This is a genomic window from Streptomyces sp. NPDC053665, assembly GCF_055585285.1.
Genome location: NZ_JBVJKK010000004.1, coordinates 44,104 through 64,062, shown reverse-complemented (window position 1 = coordinate 64,062; position 19,959 = coordinate 44,104). Strand labels below are relative to the sequence as shown.

The 19,959-nt window shown below is 75.5% G+C and carries 19 protein-coding genes; 9 read left to right on the top strand and 10 right to left on the bottom strand.

The genetic code is table 11. The annotated features are described in order from the left end of the window. Positions 1–15: 15 nt before the first annotated feature. Positions 16–558, bottom strand: coding sequence for a hypothetical protein (locus ACZ6ZN_RS17445; protein WP_469647070.1), 543 nt, complete (start codon positions 556–558; stop codon positions 16–18). A gap of 107 nt (positions 559–665) precedes the next feature. Then, positions 666–875, bottom strand: coding sequence for a hypothetical protein (locus ACZ6ZN_RS17440; protein WP_469647068.1), 210 nt, complete (start codon positions 873–875; stop codon positions 666–668). A 986-nt stretch (positions 876–1,861) separates the two neighbouring features. On the opposite strand from ACZ6ZN_RS17440, the gene ACZ6ZN_RS17435 reads away from it, so the two are divergent. The 5 genes from ACZ6ZN_RS17435 (at position 1,862) to ACZ6ZN_RS17415 (ending at position 7,045) form a co-directional block, all read left to right on the top strand. After that, complete coding sequence (locus ACZ6ZN_RS17435) at positions 1,862–2,542, top strand: nucleotidyltransferase family protein (RefSeq protein ID WP_451880182.1); 681 nt, start codon at positions 1,862–1,864, stop codon at positions 2,540–2,542. Between the two features lie 11 nt (positions 2,543–2,553). Further along, the gene (locus ACZ6ZN_RS17430) at positions 2,554–2,841 is read left to right on the top strand and encodes a BON domain-containing protein (protein WP_469647065.1); all 288 of its coding nucleotides are present in this window, start codon (positions 2,554–2,556) and stop codon (positions 2,839–2,841) included. Continuing rightward, the gene (locus ACZ6ZN_RS17425; RefSeq protein WP_398108169.1) at positions 2,838–3,602 is read left to right on the top strand and encodes a metallophosphoesterase family protein; all 765 of its coding nucleotides are present in this window, start codon (positions 2,838–2,840) and stop codon (positions 3,600–3,602) included. The genes ACZ6ZN_RS17430 and ACZ6ZN_RS17425 overlap by 4 nt, the downstream gene beginning before the upstream one ends. Before the next feature lie 221 nt (positions 3,603–3,823). Continuing rightward, the gene (locus tag ACZ6ZN_RS17420) at positions 3,824–5,488 is read left to right on the top strand and encodes an alkaline phosphatase D family protein (protein ID WP_469647063.1); all 1,665 of its coding nucleotides are present in this window, start codon (positions 3,824–3,826) and stop codon (positions 5,486–5,488) included. A gap of 186 nt (positions 5,489–5,674) precedes the next feature. After that, positions 5,675–7,045: an alpha-lytic protease prodomain-containing protein gene (locus ACZ6ZN_RS17415; protein WP_451880179.1), complete on the top strand. Its 1,371-nt coding sequence runs from the start codon at positions 5,675–5,677 to the stop codon at positions 7,043–7,045. Positions 7,046–7,103: 58 nt separating this feature from the next. Here the strand turns inward: ACZ6ZN_RS17415 and ACZ6ZN_RS17410 are convergent, their stop codons facing one another. The 6 genes from ACZ6ZN_RS17410 to ACZ6ZN_RS17385 form a co-directional block, all read right to left on the bottom strand. After that, positions 7,104–8,255: a serine hydrolase domain-containing protein gene (locus tag ACZ6ZN_RS17410; RefSeq protein ID WP_469647061.1), complete on the bottom strand. Its 1,152-nt coding sequence runs from the start codon at positions 8,253–8,255 to the stop codon at positions 7,104–7,106. Continuing rightward, positions 8,252–9,169: a DUF6895 family protein gene (locus ACZ6ZN_RS17405; protein WP_469647059.1), complete on the bottom strand. Its 918-nt coding sequence runs from the start codon at positions 9,167–9,169 to the stop codon at positions 8,252–8,254. The genes ACZ6ZN_RS17410 and ACZ6ZN_RS17405 overlap by 4 nt, the downstream gene beginning before the upstream one ends. After that, positions 9,166–10,128, bottom strand: a complete 963-nt coding sequence (locus ACZ6ZN_RS17400; RefSeq protein ID WP_469647056.1) for a DUF6895 family protein — start codon at positions 10,126–10,128, stop codon at positions 9,166–9,168. The genes ACZ6ZN_RS17405 and ACZ6ZN_RS17400 overlap by 4 nt, the downstream gene beginning before the upstream one ends. After that, on the bottom strand, positions 10,125–10,832 hold the full coding sequence (locus ACZ6ZN_RS17395; RefSeq protein ID WP_469647055.1) for a hypothetical protein: 708 nt from the start codon (positions 10,830–10,832) through the stop codon (positions 10,125–10,127). Before ACZ6ZN_RS17395 ends, ACZ6ZN_RS17400 begins: the two co-directional genes overlap by 4 nt. 18 nt (positions 10,833–10,850) lie before the next feature. Then, positions 10,851–11,039 carry a hypothetical protein gene (locus tag ACZ6ZN_RS17390; protein WP_333930290.1) on the bottom strand — a complete coding sequence of 63 codons (189 nt, stop codon included), beginning with the start codon at positions 11,037–11,039 and terminating at the stop codon, positions 10,851–10,853. Between the two features lie 108 nt (positions 11,040–11,147). Further along, on the bottom strand, positions 11,148–12,626 hold the full coding sequence (locus tag ACZ6ZN_RS17385) for an aminotransferase class I/II-fold pyridoxal phosphate-dependent enzyme (RefSeq protein WP_451880174.1): 1,479 nt from the start codon (positions 12,624–12,626) through the stop codon (positions 11,148–11,150). Positions 12,627–12,794: 168 nt separating this feature from the next. Here ACZ6ZN_RS17385 and ACZ6ZN_RS17380 point away from each other — a divergent pair, with 168 nt between their 5' ends. The 4 genes from ACZ6ZN_RS17380 to ACZ6ZN_RS17365 all read left to right on the top strand — a co-directional run bounded on the left by ACZ6ZN_RS17380 (position 12,795) and on the right by ACZ6ZN_RS17365 (position 16,857). Then, on the top strand, positions 12,795–13,970 hold the full coding sequence (locus ACZ6ZN_RS17380; protein ID WP_469647051.1) for an amidohydrolase: 1,176 nt from the start codon (positions 12,795–12,797) through the stop codon (positions 13,968–13,970). Positions 13,971–14,032: 62 nt separating this feature from the next. Continuing rightward, complete coding sequence (locus ACZ6ZN_RS17375) at positions 14,033–14,566, top strand: DoxX family protein (protein ID WP_469647049.1); 534 nt, start codon at positions 14,033–14,035, stop codon at positions 14,564–14,566. Positions 14,567–14,644: 78 nt separating this feature from the next. Then, the gene (locus ACZ6ZN_RS17370; protein ID WP_398108179.1) at positions 14,645–15,208 is read left to right on the top strand and encodes a hemerythrin domain-containing protein; all 564 of its coding nucleotides are present in this window, start codon (positions 14,645–14,647) and stop codon (positions 15,206–15,208) included. Between the two features lie 329 nt (positions 15,209–15,537). Next, a complete protein-coding gene (locus ACZ6ZN_RS17365; protein WP_469647046.1) occupies positions 15,538–16,857 on the top strand; it encodes an MFS transporter in 1,320 nt (439 codons plus the stop codon). A 1,050-nt stretch (positions 16,858–17,907) separates the two neighbouring features. On the opposite strand, the gene rfaE2 is transcribed toward ACZ6ZN_RS17365, so the two are convergent. Both rfaE2 and ACZ6ZN_RS17355 read right to left on the bottom strand, forming a co-directional pair. Beyond that, entirely contained in the window at positions 17,908–19,317 is a 1,410-nt protein-coding gene (rfaE2, locus tag ACZ6ZN_RS17360; protein WP_469647043.1) for a D-glycero-beta-D-manno-heptose 1-phosphate adenylyltransferase, read from the bottom strand. Then, on the bottom strand, positions 19,314–19,949 hold the full coding sequence (locus ACZ6ZN_RS17355) for a D-sedoheptulose-7-phosphate isomerase (protein ID WP_469647041.1): 636 nt from the start codon (positions 19,947–19,949) through the stop codon (positions 19,314–19,316). Before ACZ6ZN_RS17355 ends, rfaE2 begins: the two co-directional genes overlap by 4 nt. Positions 19,950–19,959: the final 10 nt, after the last annotated feature.

The window sequence follows — 19,959 nt, the reverse complement described above, 5'->3', positions numbered from 1 at the left end:
CTGGCGTCTTTCGGGTCAGCCGGTGGAGCGGCCGGTGTCGGGGCCCTGCCGGTGGTCGCGGTCCTCGCTGTGGGCGGCGGCTTCGTGCACCTGCTTCAGGGCGGAGGCGGTGGCGGTGTCGCCGACCTTGGCGGGCTGCTCGTGCACGTGCTGTTCGGAGCGCTCGCGCCGGTAGTGGGCGGGGGCGAGCCTGTCGCCGGGTCCGTAGGCGGCGGTGCCGGACTCGTCGGGGCCGGAAGCTTCGCCGGCGGTGGTGCCGGTCGTGGCGGCGCCGTCGGGGGCGGCGCCGTCGGGCCGCGGTCCGGGCCGGGGCTGGGTCAGCCAGGCGACGGCCGCGCCGGTCAGGGCGACCGGCCACTCCACGACGCCGGCGACGCCGAGCACCCCGGCGCCCGCGTAGACGGCCATCCGGCGGCCTCGGGGCGACACGGCGCCGATCCTGTCCAGGGTCTGCGTCGCGACCCTGCCGACCTGTTCCGCGCCGGGCAGGTGCTTCAGGCCGGAGGCGACGGCTCGCAGGGGCTGCGGGAGAGCGGCCGCTGGTGCTTGGTGGTTCATGTCGACCTCCACGGAAGCGTGCCCGATGACTTCACCCGGTTTAGGGAGCTTTGCCCCCATACTCCGCTGTCGGGGGTCGGCGCGCTTGTCTTGTTCGGCCGGGGGCCTCAGGTCACGGTCTGGCCGTCGTGGATGCCGCCCTCGCAGCGCTTGGTGTATCCGTCATCGCCCTGCCCCACGGCGGAGATGATGATCATGCCGCCGCCGGCGATGCACTGGCTCGGGGTGACGGCCGCGGGGAGGACGGCGGCGCGGGCGGGCAGGGCGAACGCGGACAGGGCCAGGGCGGCGATCACGGCGTGGGACAACGTGCGCATGGGTGCTCCTTGTCGGCTGGACGGACCGGGCGCTCCGGGCCGCTACCAGCCTGACCAGGAGCGACGCGGGCCGCCACCGGAGCGCACGCCGCGGGCCCGGCCCCGGCGGCCGCCGGGGACGCCTCCCGGCGCGGGCACCGCGACACACGGAGGGACGCCGCAGCCGCCGCGGGTGCGCCGCGCCCCGGCCGTGGGAGCAGACCACCGCAACCGCTCCGGGCGAAGCGCCGAGCCCGCCGCACCGGAGGGCCGGAGCGACCGGCGACCGGAGCGACGCGGGCCGCCACCGGAGCGCACGCCGTGGGCCCGGGCACGGCGGCCGCCGCGGGTGCGGCGCGCCCCGGGTGCGGGGGCGGACGACCGCGACCGCTCCGGGCGAAGCGCCGAGCCCGCCGCACCGGAGGGCCGGAGGGACCGGCGACCGGAACGACGCGGGCCGCCACCGGAGCGCACGCCCCGGGCCCGGGCACGGCGGCCGCCGCGGGTGCCTCCCGGCGCGGGGCACCGCGACACACGGAGGGACGCCGCAGTCGCCGCCCGGCAGCCGCCGCGGGGGTGCCGCGCCCCGGGTGCGGGAGCGGACGACCACGACCGCTCCGGGCGAAGCGCCGAGCCCGCCGGACCGGAGGGCCGGAGGGACCGGCGACCGGAGCGACGCGGGCCGCCACCGGAGCGCACGCCGCGGGCCCGGGCACGGCGGCCGCCGGGGGGGGGATGCCTCCCGGCGCGGGGCACCGCGACGGACGGGAGGACGCCGCAGCCGCCGCCCGGCAGCCGCCGCAGGTGCGGCGCGCCCCGGGTGCGGGAGCAGACCACCGCAACCGCTCCGGGCGAAGCGCCGAGCCCGCCGGGCCGGGGGGGCCGCCTGCGGCCGGAAGCCTTCCGTGTCGGGCCGGGCGCGCCGGGTACTTGATGCAGACACACGCAGGCGGTCTCGGTCCGGCGCCGCACGGCAGCGGTGTCCGGTTCGGCGCGAAGGAGTGGTCATGACGCACAACGGGGATGACGCGACGCTCGTCCGGGGGCCGGAGGCCCCGGATCTCCGGACGGCACCGGGTGGGTCCGACTCCCCGCCGCCGCCACCCGACCTCGCCGCGGACGAACCGCCCCACGAGCTCCCCGTGGACCGCAACCAGGCGATCCTGGAGGCGGCCAAGCAGGTCGGCGCCCTGCTCAAGCGCAAGGGGCACCTGTTCGCGCTGGCCGGCAGCGTCGCTGCGTACGCCCATGGCGGGGAGAAGAACCTGCAGCACGACGTCGACTTCGCGATCCGTCCGCAGGACGCGGACGCCGTCGCCGCCACCCTGCGCGAGGCCGGCCTGAACGTGTACACCCCGCCGGAGGACTGGCTGATCAAGGCCACCTGTTTCGGCCAGCCGGTCGACGTCATCTTCGAGCTGGCGCACCGACCGGTCGGCGCCGACATGCTGGAGCGGGCCGAGGAACTGTCGGTCGACTCGGTGCGCATGCCGGTGCTGGCCCCGACCGATCTGCTGTGGAGCCTGCTCGCCGCGTTCTCCGAGCACCACTGCGACTTCGGCGCGGTCCTGCCCATCGCGCGGGCACTGCGCGAGAAGGTCGACTGGGAGCGGGTGCGCGGCGCGTGCGGCGACGAACCCATGCCCGCGGCCTTTTTCTTCCTCCTGGAGCGCCTGAACGTCATCTGAAGGAGCACCCCATGAGCACCCACGGTTCCCAGGACACCGGCGGCAGCACGCCGCCCGACAACCTGGACTACCGCATCGCCCACCTCCAGGACCGGCTCGCCTCGGGCGACCTCGGTGAACTGGGCGTCCGGGTCAAGGCCCGCGGCCGGACGGTGCTGCTCACCGGCACCGTGCCCTCGGCGCCCTGCCGCGACGAGATCCTGCGCACCGTCCACGAGGAGCTGGCCGGTCTCCCCGTCCACAGCGACCTCGTGGTCACCGAGGCGTCCTCCCCCGACCACGCGGAGGAGCTCTCATGATCCGCATCGCAGCCGTCGGGGACATCCACATGGGGCCCGACAGCCAGGGCGTCCTGCGCCCGGCGTTCGAGACCCTGCCCGAGTGCGCCGACCTCCTGCTGCTCGCCGGGGACCTCACCCGGCACGGCACGCCCGAGGAGATGCGGGTGGTGGCGCGGGAGATCGAGGGTCTCGGCGTCCCCGTGGCCGCCGTCCTGGGCAACCACGACCACCACGACGACCGCCCGGAGGAGTGCGCGCAGATCCTGCGGGACGCCGGGGCCCACGTCCTGGAAGGACAGGGGACGGTGGTGGAGAGCGGCGGGGCGCGCATCGGCGTGGCCGGGACCAAGGGGTTCGGCGGCGGCTTCGTCGGCCGCTGCGCCGGGGAGTTCGGCGAGCCGGTGATGAAGGAGTTCGTGCGGTACTCGCGCCGCAGCGCGGACGGCCTGCGGACCGCGCTGGAGCAGTTGGGCGAGGAGGGCTGCGACGTGCGGATCGCCCTGACCCACTACTCCCCCGTCGCCGACACGCTGGCGGGCGAGCCGCTGGAGATCTACCCGTTCCTGGGCAGTTACCTGCTGGCCGAGGCGATCGACACCGCGGGCGCGGACCTCGCCGTGCACGGGCACGCGCACGCCGGCACCGAGCACGGCATGACCACCGGCGGTGTCCGGGTGCGCAACGTCGCCCAGCCGGTCATCGGGCGGGCCTTCCACGTCTACCACCTGCCGGTCAAGGAGCGCGCCGCGACCGGCGCCGCCGCCCGACACACCCACTGACCCCCGCGTCACCCGAACCGCCGCCGGCGCCCGCCGGCGGCGGTTCGCGTCGTGCCCGCCGCCCGGCCCACCCGCGTACCGCCTGTGGTGTGAACGCCCCGCACGTCGTGCCCGTTTCAGGCATTTTGTCTGCTTAGCATGCGAGCTCCGCGCTCCGCACGCCGGCGATGTCCCCACGCGTTCGCCCGGGGCGCCCCTGCCCCGTACGAGAGGACCCCAGGATGGCGCTGACGGGCCGTCGAGGAACACCGTCCGAGCATGCCTTCTCCCCGCACGACGCCGTACTGCGCTCGGCGGCGCCGCACCTCGCCCGCCGCCGCTTCCTGACCGTCACCGCGGCGGCCGCGATGCTCGCCTTCTCCACCAACCGGCCGGCCCGCGGCGCCACCGCCGCGCGGGAACGCGACGCGGCCCGCATCACCGCCGACCCGTTCACCCTCGGCGTGGCCTCCGGTGACCCGCTGCCCGACTCGGTGCTGCTGTGGACCCGGCTGGCACCCGAGCCCTTCGCCGAGGACGGCGGCCTCGGCCAGGAGCGGGTCGTCGTCTACTGGGAGGTGGCGATCGACGAGTGGTTCGCCCTCGTCGAGCAGCAGGGAGCCGCCACGGCCCACCCGGAGTACGCCCACAGCGTGCACGTCGACGTCAAGGGCCTGTCGCCGGACAGCACCTACTACTACCGGTTCCGGGTGGGCGCCTGGATCAGCCCCGTCGGCCGCACCCGCACGGCGCCCGCCCCGGGCGGCGACACCGACACCCTGCGGCTGGCCGCGGTCGCCTGCCAGGCCTACCAGGACGGCTACTACACCGCCCACCGGCACCTGGCGCAGGAGGACGTCGACGTGGTGTTCCACCTCGGCGACTACCTCTACGAGTACGGCGTCAACTCCGCGGGCGGGGCCCGCCGGTACACCGACCGCAAACTGCCGGACGTCTTCAACCACGAGGCGACCACGCTCGCGGACTACCGGCTGCGCTACGCGCTGTACAAGAACGACCCGGACCTCCAGGCCGCGCACGCCCAGCACCCGTTCGTGGTGACCTGGGACGACCACGAGACCGAGAACAACTACGCCGGTCCCTACGACGAGAAGGGCAGCCCCCAGGACCAGTTCCTGGTGCGCCGTGCCGCCGCCTACCGGGCGTACTGGGAGAACCAGCCCCTGCGCGCCGACCAGCTGCCGCAGGGGCCCGACGCCCGGCTGTACCGCAGACTCACCTGGGGGTCCCTCGCCCAGTTCGACATCCTCGACACCCGCCAGTACCGCTCCGACCAGGCCTACGACGACCGGCCGCACGCGCCGGGCCCCGAGTCGGACGACCCGGCGCGCACGCTGACGGGCGACGCGCAGGAGCGCTGGCTGCTGGACGGCTGGCGGAACTCCGACGCCCTGTGGAACGTGATGCCGCAGCAGGTCTGCTTCTCGCAGCGCAAGTTCGACCTGACCGCGCCCGCCCGGGTCTCCATGGACGCCTGGGACGGCTACCGCGCCTCGCGCCAGCGCGTCATGGCGGGCGCGAAGGCCGCGGGCATCGACAACTGGATGGTCCTCACCGGGGACGTCCACGTCGGCTACGCCTTCGACATCAAGGAGGACTTCGACGACCCGGCGTCCCGGACGGTCGGCACGGAGTTCACCTGCACCTCCATCGCCAGCGGCGGCGACGGCACCGAGAAGCCCGCCGACTGGGAGACGTACATGACGGCCAACCCGCACATGAAGTACTACGACGGCCGCCGCGGCTACGTCCGGGTGGAGCTGGGCCGGGACGAGGCGCAGGTCGACTTCCGGATCGTCCCGGCGATCACGACGCCCGGCGCGTCGATCGCGACGACGGCGTCCTTCGTCACCGAGGTGGGCTCGCCCGGACTGAAGCCCGCCTGACGCGCTCCCGTACTGCACATGGCGCCCTTCCCGGCACCAAAGCGCGAACCGGGGCGGCCTCGGGCATCAGGCCGCCCCCGTCCGGCAAGGCCTCAGCGAACGGCTTCGCCGCGACCGGACCCCGCGCGGCGAGACCCCTGCGGCGCACACCCGCAGCGCACACCGTGACCGAAGGAGACACCTCGCATGGCCCACAGACATGCCGTGACCGGCCGCCGGGCGGCCCTGGCCGCACTCGGCGCGCTCGTCGCCACCGGCATCCCCGCCGCGGCGGCCGAGCCGACGCCCGCCCCCGGCCCCCTGCCCTCGGCCGCCCGGACCCTGGGCGCCGACCGGCCGTCGGCCGGGCTGCTGCGCGCCATGGAGCGCGACCTCGGGCTGACCCCGGAAGAGGCGTCCCGGCGGCTGGTGAACGAGGCGGAGGCCGGCACCCGCGCCGGACTGCTGCGCAACGCGCTGGGCGAGCGGTTCGCCGGGGCGTGGCTGCGCGGCGCCACCTCGCAGGAGCTGGTGGTGGCCACCACGGACGCCGCGGACGTGTCCGCGATCGAGGCGCAGGGCGCCGAGGCCGCGGTCGTGAAGCAGCCGCTGCGCGACCTGCGCGCCGCGAAGGAGAGGCTCGACGCGGCGGCGGCCCGGGTGGGCACCGCGCACACGCCCCTGTGGTACGTCGACGTGCCGGCCAACCGGGTGGTGGTGCAGGCCACGAGCAGGAGCGCCGCCGCCGCGTTCCTGGAGGCCGCGGGTCTGGACGCCGGGAACGTGGGCGTGAAGGTCGCGGCGCATCGGCCCCGGCTGCTGGAGGACATCACCGGCGGCGACGCCTACTACATCGACGGCACCGCCCGGTGCTCGGTCGGTTTCTCCGTCACCAAGGGCGAGCAGCAGGGCTTCGCCTCGGCGGGCCACTGCGGCAAGGCGGGTGCGAAGACCACCGGGCACAACCAGGCGGAGCAGGGCACGTTCCAGGCCTCCACCTTCCCCGGCAAGGACATGTCCTGGGTGGCCGTCAACGACCAGTGGACGGTCACGCCGAACGTCAAGGGCGAGGGCGGGCAGGACCTGCAGATCACCGGCTCGGTGCAGGCGCTGGTGGGGGCGGCGGTCTGCCGTTCGGGCTCCACCACCGGCTGGCACTGCGGGAAGGTCGAGCAGCACGACACGAGCGTCAGCTACGCCGAGGGCAGGGTCGACGGGCTGACCCAGACGACCGTGTGCGCCGAACCCGGCGACTCCGGCGGTCCGTACGTCTCGGGTGCGCAGGCGCAGGGCGTCACCTCCGGCGGCTCCGGTGACTGCACCTCCGGTGGCACGACCTTCTACCAGCCGGTCAACGCCCTGCTCGAGGCGTTCGGCCTCACCCTGACCACCGCCGAGGCCGAGGAGGAGGAACCGGCGCCGCAGGACGCCGCCGCGCAGACCTGGGCCGCGGGGCGGGTGTACGAGGCCGGGGCGACGGTGACCCACGCGGGCGTGCGCTACCAGTGCCTGCAGACCCACCAGGCGCAGGGCCCCTGGTCGCCGGTGGGCACTCCGGCGCTGTGGCAGCGGGTGTGACACAGGGTCGGGGCTGCCCGGCGCCGGTGCGGTGGTCACCGGCGCCGGGCGGGTTCCGTCACGCCTCGGCGAGCAGCTCGTACGCCCGGGCCACGAACGGGTCGTGGGCCCGGAAGCGCCGTGTGCAGACGGCGGCCAGTGCCGTGCCGGTGTCGGGACGGAAGCCCAGGAACGCCTGCTGGCCGAGGGTGGCGCCGCTGTGGAAGTACATCGGTCCCCCGTCGGTGGGGTGACGGAACCAGGCGATGGTGTGCACGTGCCGGTGTGTCAGTCCGCGGCGCAGCACCGGGCGGCGCACCGCACGCAGCGCGGCCGCGAGGGTCGGTGCGGTTCCTCGCACGCCTGCGGGGTCGAGGTGGGCCTCGACGAACGTGAGCAGGTCTCCCGGGGTGGCCCGCAGCGCGCCGGCCGCCTGGAACCCGCCCGCGTCGAAGGCGGGGACGGGGGTCCGGCCGTCCTTGTCGTGTCCCGGGGCGTCGCGGTCCGGCCCGTCCGCGTGCAGGGCGGTGCCGGTCAGGCCGAGCGGACGCAGGACCTGCTCGGCGAGCAGGTCCTCCCAGGGGGTGCCGGTGGCGGCCGCCAGGGCGTGCCCGAGCACGGCGACGCCGTAGTTGGAGTAGCACCACCGGGTGCCGGGGCGGTGGCGGGGCCGGTGGCGCAGGAACGCCCGGACGACCAGCTCGGCCGGGAAGCGGGCGTAGGGGTTGGTGTGCCAGGCGGGCAGCGCGCGCCGCAGGAAGCCGGGCGGCAGGGCGGGCAGCCCGGAGGTGTGCGTGATCAGGTGGGCGAGCGTGACCGGACGGTCGCCGGGGGGACGTGCGGGGTCCAGGAGCGCCGCGGCCGGTTCGCCCCCGGTCACCGTGCCGCTGTGGATGAGCCGGGCCAGGAGCAGCCCGGTGAAGGTCTTGCCGGCCGAGCCGACCTCGTAGCGCAGTGCCTCGCGGGGCAGGGCCCGCCGGCCGGCCGTGCCGCCGCTCATGACCGTGCGCCGGCCGTGGCGGGAGACGGCGAGGACGACGTCGGGGGCGTCGGCCGCGTCGACGGCGTCGGCGAGCCGCCGGGTGAGGGGCTCCGCCGCAGGTCCGCCCGGGTCCGGCACGTCGTCCACGAGGGCGGGCTGCGAGGGCCGCGTCTCCTCGTCGTCGCCGGGCTCGCCCGGCCAGAACCCGCGGGGCGAGCCGGGTGCGAGCAAGGGTGCGGGCCCCGTCATGAGGCGCGGGAGAGCGCGGACAGGGACCGGGACGTGGCCAGGAACGAGGCGAACGCGGCCACCAGCGTGGGGTGGTAGACGATGTCGAACACCTCGTCCGGCTCGCCCTCGGGCATCGTGCGGATGGCGGGCATCGCCCCGTCGGGCTGCTGGGCGGCCGCGAACGCCTCCCAGGCCGGGGGGTCCAGAGTGGGCCGGGGCAGACAGGCGTCGACCACCAGCAGCTCGCCGAGCAGGTCCCAGCGCCGCAGGTCCAGCCAGTCGTCGATCCACACCGGCAGCCAGGTGGCGAGGTAGTCGGCGATGGCGGGCGGCAGGCCGTCCGGGTTCTCGCCCCAGTCGGTGAGGTGGAACACGGTGTGCGTGACGTCGTAGGCGGTGTGGCCCTCCACCGTCCAGGGCTCGGGGGTGCGGGCCAGCCAGGTGGCGCCCACCAGGTCCGCCTCCGGCGGGCGGGGCGCCAGGCCGAAGCGGCGCTGGAAGGCGGACAGGCCCAGGCGGCGGGTGGGGGTGGTCTCGAAGGCCACCCAGCTCTCCAGCCGGTGGTTCAGCTCGGTGGCCCGCTCGATCTCGGGCTGGCTGTAGCCGAGTTCCTTGAACGGCAGGTACACCTCGAAGGGGATCGGCGAGGCGGGCTCGGTGCGCTGTCCGCGCACCAGCATCCGGCCGCCGTCGAGGGTGTCGCGCCAGGTGTGGTCGAGGAGTTGCCGGGCCAGCTGCGCCTGGCGCGAGCCGGCGACGCCCTCGCGGAAGAGGACGCGGCAGATGAGGGCGAGTTCACCGATGGGCTTGAACCGTTCGAGGAAGCCCGTCTCGGGGTCGACGTCGGTCTCCAGCCGGAAGCCGTCGCGGTGCGCCCACAGCCATTCCAGGGCGCGGACCCCGACGTTGTGGATCAGACGGGTGTCGGTCATCCCAGCACTCCTTGTGCGCCGGGCCGGTCGTGCGGACCGGCCGGGGCCGCGTCGTCCAGCCGCCCGGTGGTCAGGGCCGCCGCGAAGACGGTCATGAGGGTCGAGTGGTAGTGGACGGTGAAGTCCGGTTCGCCGTCGCCGTACCCGGCCTCGCGCAGCGCGCCCGAGGGGTGCTGTGCGGCCGCGATCCGCTCCCAGGCGTCCAGCAGCAGGGCGGGCGCGGGCAGTTCGGGCAGGCTCGCCGCCACGGCCAGCAGTTCGCAGCCGAGGTCCCACATCTGTGCGTCCAGGCAGGTGTCGAGCCAGGGCGGCAGCCAGTCGGTCAGGTACGCGGCCAGGTCGGGGGGCAGTCCCGCGGGTCCGAGCCGTCCCCAGTCGGTGAGGTGGAAGACCACGTGCGTCAGGGCGTACCCGGAGTCGCGCTCGAAGGTCCACGGCTCCGGCAGTCCGCCCAGCCAGGTGGTGCGCAGGGCCTGCGGCATGCCGTCCGAGCGGCGGACTCCGGTGCGTTCCTCGGCGTTGAGGACGCCGAGCCGGCGGGTGGCGGGCTGTTCGGTGAGCTGCCAGCCGCGGGTGCGGGCCACGAGGGCGGCGGCCGCCTCGTAGCCGGGGTGGCGCAGCCCGGTGGAGGCGAAGGCGGCGTACACCTCCAGCGGGTAGGTGGCGAAGGGCTCCAGGCGCTGGAGGCGCACCAGGAGTTCGCCGCGGCCGGTCTCCTGCCAGGCGTACTCCAGGAGGTCGGCCGCGCGGGCGTGCAGCGGGTCGCAGGGCGGGGTGTTGCGGGACACCGCGGCGCACATCAGGGCGAGTTCGCCGAGCGGTTTCCAGCTGCGGTTGACCTCGCCGTCGACGGCGAGCGCGTCCTCGCCGAGCGCGAAGCCGTCCCGGCGGTGGCAGATCCAGGCCAGCGCGGCCTCGGCCGGCCGGCGGACCACCGCCGGGTCGAGCGGCGCCGTCACGCGGGGGCTCCGGCGCGGGTGAGCCGTGCGGCCTGCACCTGGAGGGCCACAAGCGGGTCCTCACCGCCCATCAGCTCCGTGAAGTCGAGGCCGGTGTCGAGTCCGAGCGTGTCGGGGACGCCGTCGAGCAGGGTGAGCCAGCGCCCGGCGCCGGCCGCCTGCCGCCAGTCCCGGCGCCGTACGGCGCGGACGAAGCCGCGTGCCACGTCGAGCGGGCGGCGCCGGGCCACGCGGGCGACGGCGCAGTCCTCGCCGGGCAGGGCGAGGGGGGCCAGGACGGCGAGTTGGTGGGTGAGGGACTGCCAGCTCGCGTCGGCGAGGGCGTCCGCGTCGGGTTCCGTTCGCGCACCGTGGGGGGTGGCGTCGACGAAGGAGGGGTCGAGCCGGCTCATCGTGCGCCGCATCGCCCAGTGACTCCACACGACGGTCGGTGCGGCGTCCGCGCGGGGCGGGTAGGCCTCCACCGCCTTGCGGAACACGGCCAATTCGTCGGGCAGGGGCGGAGTGTGCAGGAGGACGCTCGGCAGCAGCGCGTCGGATCCCAGCACGCGCACGGCCGCGACGGCCAGTCCCTCGGCTTCCCCGCCGGCCGCCGCGGGGGCGGCCGACGGGGTGTGGTCCCCGCTCCGAAGAGCGGAGACCACACCGGAAGCGAGGTCCCGCACCGCGCCCTGCAACAGGGTCGAGGTGCCAGACTGTTCCATGGACTACTCCTGTTTCCGTCAGCCCTTCTTCGGGCGCGGGGTGGGCGGCGACAGCAGGAGCTTCGTCGCGCCCGACTGCAGCGCGAGCGCTGCGCACTGTCGGCTGTCGCGGTAGACGCCGTCGAGTTCTGCCGGGTCGAGTGCCGCCTCGATGTCGACGCTCGGGACACCGGTCAGTTCCTTGGTGACCTTTTCGGTGGAAGGCATAGCACCATCTCCTTGAGCGGAAGCGAGTACCTTCATCTTCCGGATCTCCGGAATCGGGCAAAGCATGCCAAATTTCTCAGAATTCACTTCAGTAACATCTTCAACATCTCAGCCGTGAGGAACCGCCTCGCGTGCCACCACCCGCAGCGTGCGCACGGAAGGGTCGGCCGCGTCCGGGATGAGGACGCCGTGCTCGACGCCGCTGCGCAGGTAGTCCACCACCGCGTCGGTGATGACCTCGCCGGGCGCGATCGCGGGCACACCGGGCGGGTAGGGGCTCAGCATCTCGGCGGAGATCCGGCCCGCCGCCCGCTCGGCGGGCACGTGCTCGACCGGGGCGAAGAACGCCGCGCGGGGCAGCATCGCCTGCTCCAGCTCCAGGGTGGCGGGCTCGGGCAGCCGGACCGGCGGGCGCCGCTCGATCGAGTCGGCGTGCTCCACCAGCGCGCGCAGGGCGTCCACCAGGACCTGCTCGGTCTCGTCGTCGTCGGCGAACGTGATCGAGGCGCTGATCCGGCAGGTGTCCGAGCCGCCGACGTCCACGTGCCGGTGGGTGCGCAGCCACTCGGCGGCCTGCATCCCGCTCACGCCGAGCCCGCGCACGTCGATCACGAGCTTGAGCGGGTCGAACTCCGCGGCGAGCCCCTCCTTCACGATCTCCCCGCCCATGGGCCGCAGCCCGGGCAGCGCGGCGGCCTCCGCGCGGATCCGCTCGACCCTGCGCAGCGCCGTGTCGAGCAGCCCGTGCCCCTGCTCGACCATGTGGCGCCGCCAGCCGTCGAGCGTGGCGAACACCAGGGACGAGGCGCTGGTGGTCCCGAGCAGGTCCTCGCGCTGCTTGAGCACCTCGGGCGAGACGCGGTCGTACTGGAGATGGAAGACGGAGCTCTGCTCCACCGCCCCGCCCATCTTGTGCACGCTGGTCACGACCAGGTCGGCCTCGGCGTCCATGCCCCACGCGGGCAGCCCGGGGTGGAAGGGCAGATGGGCGCCCCAGGCCTCGTCGACGATGAGCGGCACGTCGTACTCGTGGCACACCCGGGCCACGCCCCGGATGTCCGCGCACGAGCCCCAGTCCGTGGGTGTGATGAGCAGCATGCCCTTGGCGTCGGGGTGCTCCCGCAGCCGCCGGCGCACGTCCTCCGGCTCGGGCGGATGGGCCATGTGCCGCTCGGTGTCGAACTTCGGGTGGACCCAGATCGGCTCGACGCCGTTGACCACGACCGCCGCGATCACCGACTTGTGGGCGTTGCGGGACAGCAGCAGCTTCTCCCCGGGCCCGGCCACCGACAGCATGGCCGTCTTCACCGACAGGGAGCTGCCGCAGGTGGAGAAGAACGCGTGCTCGGCGCCGACGGCGTCGGCCATCAGCTCCTGCGCCTGGCCGATGACGCCCTGCGACTGGCGCCGGTCGTCCAGGCCGTTGAGGGAGAGCACGTCGGAGCGGAACACGTCCAGCCCGACGATCTCGGCGACCCGGGGGTCCACTCCCCTGCCCTGCTTGTGGCCGGGCGGCCCGTAGGCGATGTCGCCCCGGCGCCGGAACTCCTGCAGCGCCTCCAGCACGGGCACGCGCGAGTGGTCCATGGTCGTACCTCCCGAATCCGGCCCGCCGGCCGCCGCACACCGGCCGCGCGGTCGGGACCCGGCGGGTACATCCACCGTGTTGCACTGCGGCACCGGACGAAACACACACGGTGTCGACCCGCCCGGCCGTGAAACCCGGCCCGGCGTGGCGAGGCCGAGGAGGAGTACGTGAGCGACAACCGTGACGACGTGCACGTGTCCGTCCGCGCGCAGGTGGCGGCTCGGGCCGACGCCCTGTGGGACGTGGCCCTGCGGCTGCACGAGGATCCCGAGCAAGCCTTCGCCGAGCACCGCGCGGCCGCCCTGCTCTCCGGCGAGCTGGAGCGCGCCGGTTTCGCCGTGGAGCGGGAGGTGGCGGGGATGCCGACCGCGTTCACCGCGCGCTCGGGCCGGGGCCGGCCCGCCGTCGCGCTGCTGATGGAGTACGACGCGCTGCCCGGTCTGGGCCACGCCTGCGGCCACAACCTGATCGCGGCGGCGGGCCTGGGAGCGGCGCTCGCGGTGGCCTCGGCCGTCCCGGCGTCCGCCGGGACGGTGCTGGCCGTGGGCACCCCGGCGGAGGAGGGCGGGGGCGGCAAGGCCCTGGAGGTCGAGGCCGGGGTGTTCGACGACGTCGACGCCGCGCTGATGTTCCACCCCGGCGTGTACGACTGGGCGCGGGCGCCGCTGACCGCGCAGGTGCAGTACCGGGTGGCCTTCCACGGCCGCGCCGCCCACCCCACCGGCAACCCGACGGAGGGCGTCGACGCGCTGGCGGCCCTCGTGGAGCTGTTCAACGTGCTGGCGGTGCTGGGGCGGCGGTTGCCGCAGGGTTCGCACGTGCAGGGCATCGTCACCCACGGCGGCACGGCCACCAACATCGTTCCGGACTTCGCGCAGGGGCGGTTCGGGCTGCGGGCGGCCACCACCGGGGCGCTCCAGGAGCTGACGGAGCAGCTGCGGACCTGCGCCGAGGGCGTCGCCCGGGCCACGGGCACCACCGCCGAGGTCGAACGGGTCACCGTGCGCTACGAGCACTTCCGGGACAGCGCCGCGTTGTCCGACCGGTTCGCCGCGCACCTGGCCGAGGCCGGCATCCCCCTGTCCCCGCCGGTGCCCGGGGTCTTCCTGGGGTCGTCCGACATCGGCAACGTCAGCGGCCGGGTCCCCGCCATCCATCCGTTCGTCGCGATCATGGGCGAGGACGGCTCCGACCACACCCCCGAGTTCGCCGCGGCCGCCGCCTCGCCCCGGGCCCGTGAGGTGCTGCTCGCCGTGACGCGGGCGCTCGCCTGCACCGCCGCCGACGTGCTGCTCTCCGGGGAGCTGCGGGCGCGGGCGTGGGCCGCGCACCGCGCGGCGTGAGTGGTCCCTCCCGCCCGGGGAACCCGGCGTGCAGTGGTTCCACCGACACCCTGGAGAGGGACATGAGTCTGTTGCGCGTGCTCGGCCGCCCCCTGCTGGCCTCGATGTTCCTGGCGGGCGGGGTGAACTCCGTCCGCGACCCCAAGCAGGTCGCCGAGGCCGCCGAGCCGGTCGTCAAACCGGTCACCGACCGCGTGTCCGCGCTGCCGGACCGCACCGAGCAGGCGGTGCGGCTGAACGGCGCCGTGCAGGTCGTGGCCGGGCTGATGCTGGCCACCGGGCGCATGCCGCGACCGGCGGCCCTGGCCATCGCGGCCACGCTGGTGCCCACGACGCTGGCCGGGCACCGCTTCTGGGAGGCGGAGGACCCCGAGGAGCGGGCCCAGCAGCGGATCCACTTCCTGAAGAACCTGTCGATGCTGGGCGGTCTGCTGATCGCGGCCGACGACACCGGCTCCCGCCCCTCGCTGCTGTGGCGCGGCACCCACGCCGCGCGCGGGGCGCGGCGCGACGCGGGCCTGGTGCGGCGCTCGGTGCGCGCCACCGCCCGTCCGGCCGCCACGGCCGGCCGGGTCCGCGCCAAGCTCCCCGTCTGAGCCGCCGCCCGCACCGGGCGGCGGGCCGCGCGTTAGCCCCCGAGGGCCGGGGGGACCCGGGGGCCGGAGGTGAAGGACATGGGACACGGAGGCAACGTCATCGACGAGCTGGTCACCGACCACCGCGAGGTCGAGGAGATGTTCGGCAGGATCGAGGCCCTGCCGCCCGGCCACGAGGACCGCAAGGTCTACGCGGACCAGGTCACCATCGAGCTCGTCCGGCACTCGGTGGCCGAGGAGGCGTATCTCTACCCGGCCGTGCGGGAGCACGTGACCGGCGGGGACGCCCTCGCCGACCGGGAGCTGCGGGACCACGCCACGGCCGAGCAGATTATGAAGGATCTGGAGGGCTGTGACGCGGGCGACGCCGAGTTCGACCGGCTCGTCGGCATGCTGATGAGCGAGATCCGCTCGCACGTCGCCGACGAGGAGGGCAACCTCTTCCCCGCCCTGCGCGAGGCCTGCCCGCCGGATGCGCTGGAGGAGCTGGGCGAGAAGGTCCGCAGGGCGAAGAAGGCCGCCCCGACCCGGCCCCACCCGGCGGCCCCGGACAAGCCTCCGGCGAACAAGCTGCTGAACCCGGGCGCCGGCATGGTCGACCGGCTGCGGGACGCCCTGTCCGGCCGGGGCAAGTTCGAGTAGCGCGTCCGCATCCCGAAGGGCCCGTCGCCTCCTGGGCGACGGGCCCTTCGCCGTGCCTGTGGCCGTCGTCACGTGGAGTGACGTGCGAGGGCTTCATGATCATCAACTGTGATCAACCCCACGCGGTCCGTCAACGTGCCTCGACACGCGGGGCGTTGGGACATCCGGGGCGGGGTGTGCCGTGCCGGGGGAACGTCGCAGGGGTCGCCCTCTGTCACGATGGTCCGCGCCGTAACCCGGCGAGGGGAGCCACCGCGCAGCGCGGCCGGTGCTCTCGTTCCCCCGCCTCCCTCCGCTGAGTCCCCGACTCGTCTTGCGAGTACCGTCCTGTGTCTTCGTCGCCCTCCCCTGCCCAGTCCGCCTCCCGCTCGCCCTGGCGTTCGCTGAGGTACCGCAGCATGCGCTGGTGGTCCGCCGCGAACTTCGTGTCGAACGCCGGCACGTGGATGCAGCTCACCGTGCAGAACCTGCTGGTCCTGCAGATCACCGGCTCCGCCGCCGCGACCGGGCTGTCGATGTCCGTGCAGGCCGCGCCCGCGCTGCTGATCAGCGTCTTCGGCGGCGCCGCCGTCGACCGGTGGCCCCGGAAGCTGACGGCGGCCGTGAGCCAGGCGCTGCTCGGGACGATCGCGTTCACCACGGCCGTGCTCGTGGCGCTGGACCGGATCGACATGACCTCGCTGATGGTGCTGGCCGCGCTCACCGGTGTCGTCGCGACCGTCGACAACCCGGCGTGCGCCCTGCTCGGCAACGACCTCGTCCCGCCGGAGGACGTCCCCTCGGCCATCGGGGTCGGGGCGCTGGTGCACCAGGCGGGCCGGCTCGTCGGAGCGGCCATGGCCGGGGTGGCGGTCGGGTTCCTCGGCACGTCGGCCGCGTACTTCGCCAACGGCCTGTCCTTCCTGTTCGTGGCCTCGGTGATCCCGTTCCTGCGCCCGGCGCCGGGAGCGGTGCGGCAGGACGTCCCGGCCCCCGCAGGCGGGGACGGGCAGCCGGCCGGCCTCACCGTGCGGGAGGGACTGGCGTTCTTCGCGCGCCGGCCGCGGCTGGTCGCCCTCGCCGGGGTGACCGGGATCAGCGCGGTGTTCGGCCGGAACTACGGGCTCACCCTGGCCGTGCTGGTGACCGGGCCGCTCGCGGGGGGTGCCGGTTCGTTCGGCACGGTGTCGACCGTGCTGGCCCTCGGCGGCATCCTCGGCGCGGTGCTCGGCGCCCGGCTGCGGCGTCCCTCCGTCCGGCTGGTGGGCGCCCTCGCGGCGGCGGGTGCGCTGCTGCAGGTGGTGGCGGGTCTGTCGCCGTCGCTGGCGGTCCTGATCGTGCTGGTGCTGCCGATGGCCGTCGTGGAGTCCGTCTCCGACACCGCCGGCACGTCCGTGCTCCAGACGGACCCGCCCGCCCACCTGCGAGGGCGCGTGCTGGGCGTGTGGGGCAGCATCGGCACGGTCTGGGGCCTGGGCGGCCCGCCCGCCCTGGGACTGCTGATGGAGCTGGCCGGGGCACGCGGCGCCCTCGTCACCGGCGGTCTGATCATCGCCGGTTCGATCGGCGCCGGGTACGCGCTGCGCCGGCGCCGGGCCCTGACGCCGGTCCTGCTGCGCAAGGACCAGGACGACATGCCGGGCCGCCCGGCCCTGAGCGCGGCGGCCTGAGAACGGCGGGGCCGCCGCGCCCCCGGGTACCGCCTGCTCCCGATGCACGGGCAGGGCGGCCTTGGACCTGCCCGGCCACACGGGCAGGGCACCGACGGGCGCGTCCGGCCACTCCGAGCGCCACTCGATACGCCACGGCTGCGGCCAGGCCCGACGCCCGGCAGCCCGGCGGCGCGCGTCCGGCCGACGTCCCTGGGCGCGCCTCTCCTCCATGGCCTCGTGAACACTCCGCGCCCCCCGGCCGGGCCGCCCGCCGTTGTGCGGGTGTCGCCGGTCTCGCACGCGGCGGACTCAACGGCCGTGGGCCGCGCGGCCGGGGTCTCGGCGACCACGCCTGATCCCCCGGGCACACAGGGACACCCATGCGGGCCGGGAACCCCGCCGCCGAAACACGCCCGGATGACCGATGGCCTCCGGCCGAGCCGGTCAAAACGCCCGGACGGCCCGGGGCGACCCCAGGCCGCCGTCGCGGCGACCACGCCCGACCTCTGGGAACAACGTGCGGGCACCTTCGCCGGCCGCGAACCCCGTCGCCGTCGCCGCAGCGCCCGAGCGACCGGTGGCCTCCGGCCGATGTGGTCAGCGCCCGGACGGCCCGAGGCCGTCGAGCCCGCCGGTGGCCGCCCGGCGGGCTCGACCGGCCGGGCGACGCATCCGCCGACGCGGCGACCACGCCCGGCCCCGGGCACAACACGCGGACACCGTGCGGGCCGCGAACTCCGTCGCCGCAGCGCGCCGGGCGACCTATAGCCTTCGGCGACCCGGTCAGCGCACGCACAGCCACGAGCCGTGCGCCCGTCGGCATGGCGGCCACGCTGGCCCTGGGGCACTCGCTGACACCGCCGCAGGCCGGGAACCCGTCGCCGTTGCCACAGCGCCGGGCGACCGACGGGTTCCCGGCCGAACCGGACAGCGTGCGCACAGCCCTCAGCCGCGCGGCCGCCACTGCGGCGCACGCCGGTCCTCCAGGCACGCGGGGACACCCGTGCGGGCCGCGAAGGCCGTCATCGCCGCAGCGCCCGGGCGAACGCCGGCCTCCGGCGCCCCCCGTCAGGGGCCGGACGGGGGGCCGGGGGTCGGGGAGGCGGCCTTGGCCGCCCTGTGGGCCAGGAGGGTCGTGGAGCGGCCGTCCAGGTACGGCAGTACCACCGCCTGGCCGCCCCACGCGCGCAGGACCTCCGCCTCGGGCAGGTCCTGCACCGAGTAGTCGCCGCCCTTGACCCAGACATCGGGCCGCAGCCGGGCCAGGACCGCCTCGGGGGTGTCCTCCTCGAACACCGCGACCGCGTCCACGCTGCCGAGGGCGGACAGGACCCGGGCCCGGTCGGCGGCCGGGTTGAACGGACGGCCCGGGCCCTTGCGGCGGGTGACGGACGCGTCGGAGTTCAGGCACACGATGAGGCAGTCGCCGATGCGCCGGGCGCTCTCCAGCAGACCCACGTGACCGGCGTGGACCAGGTCGAAGCAGCCGCCGGTGGCGACGACCGTGCCCCCGCGCGCCCGCACGCTCTCCGCGAGGGCGAACGCGTCGGAGGCCGGGTCACCGGCGGCAGAGGGCACCGGCTCGGTGCGCCACAGGTCGGGGTTGCCGGCCCCGCCCGCGGCGACGAACGCGGCCGCCTCGGCGACGGCCCGCTGCAGGGCCTCCTCGGGGAGCAGACCGTCGGCGAGGGCCGCCGCCGTCGTCGCCGCGAAGCAGTCGCCCGCCCCGCACGGGTCGCCGTCGGCCCGGAAGGGGACGGGCACGAGCATCGGCGTGGCGGATTCGGGCCGGGTGAGCAGGACGCCGCGTTCGCCGAGGGTGACGGCGACACCGGCGGCGCGCCACAGCTCGGCCAGGTGCGCCCCGCGCTCGGCGTAGGCGCCCAGGGACGTGTCGCCGGAGCCGGGGTACAGGGCCCGTGCCTCCGCCGCGTTGGGGGTGACCAGGCGGGCCCCGGGCACGGGCGGGTCGCCCTTGGGGTGCGGGTCCCACACCAGGGGCGTGCGCCGCGCCACGTCCTCCAGGAGCGGGCGCAGGGCACCCGCGGTGCGGCGGCCGTAGTCGGCGACCAGGACGGCACGGGCGTTCGCGAGCGCCTCGCGGACGGCCTCGTCGGGCTCGCCGGGGGTGCCGCCGCCTCGGTCGATGCGGACGACGGGCCGCCCGTCCGCGAGGACACGGGTCTTGACCGGCAGGGTGCCGTTCAGCGGGATCTCCAGCAGGCGGACCCGGTCGCGCAGGTCGCGGCGCACGGCCTCGCTGGCCTCGTCGTCGCCGAGGGCGGTCACCAGGACCACGTCCCGGCCACCGCGCGCGGCCAGCGCGGCGGCCAGCCCCGCACCGCCGGGGTGGCGCCGGTCGCCGGTGACGTCGACGACGGGGGCGGGGGCGTCGGGGGCAAGGCGGGTGGCCACGCCCTCGATGTCCTCGTCGAGCAGGACGTCGCCGACGACGGCGAGGGGCTTCGGGCCGGTCATGAGGCGCTCCCGCGGGTGAGGACCGTGCGCCGGGCCAGGGACGCGGACACGGCCGTGTCGAAGCACTCGCAGAGCAGGTGCACGGCGACCAGGTGCGTCTCCTGGACGTTCGCGGTGCTGTCGGCGTCGACGCACAGGGCCTCGTCGGCGGCCTCCGCCAGCGGGTTGGGCCCGCGGCCGGTGAGAGCCCAGACGTGCAGTCCGGCCTGACGGGCGGTGACGGCGGCAGCGACGAGGTTGGCGCTGCGGCCCGAGGTGGACAGGAGCATCAGGACGTCGCCGGGACGGCCGTGGGCGGCGACCTGCCGGGCGTAGACCTGGTCGAAGCCGTAGTCGTTGCCGATGGCGGTCATGCTGGAGGTCTCGGCGTGCAGGGAGATCGCCGAGTAGGCGCGGCGCTCGCGGCGGTAGCGGCCGACGAGCTCGGCGGTGAGGTGCTGGGCCTGGGCGGCGCTGCCGCCGTTGCCCGCGGCGAGCAGCCGGCCGCCGCCGCCGAGGACGCCGGCGAGCCGGCCGCCCCAGTCGGCGACGCGGTCCAGGCCGTCCCGGCGGAACCGGCCGAGGGCCTCCTCCAGCGACCGGCAGTGCAGGCGGGCGGCGTCGAGGCCGGACTGTGCGGGGGATTCGCTCATGCGGATCGGG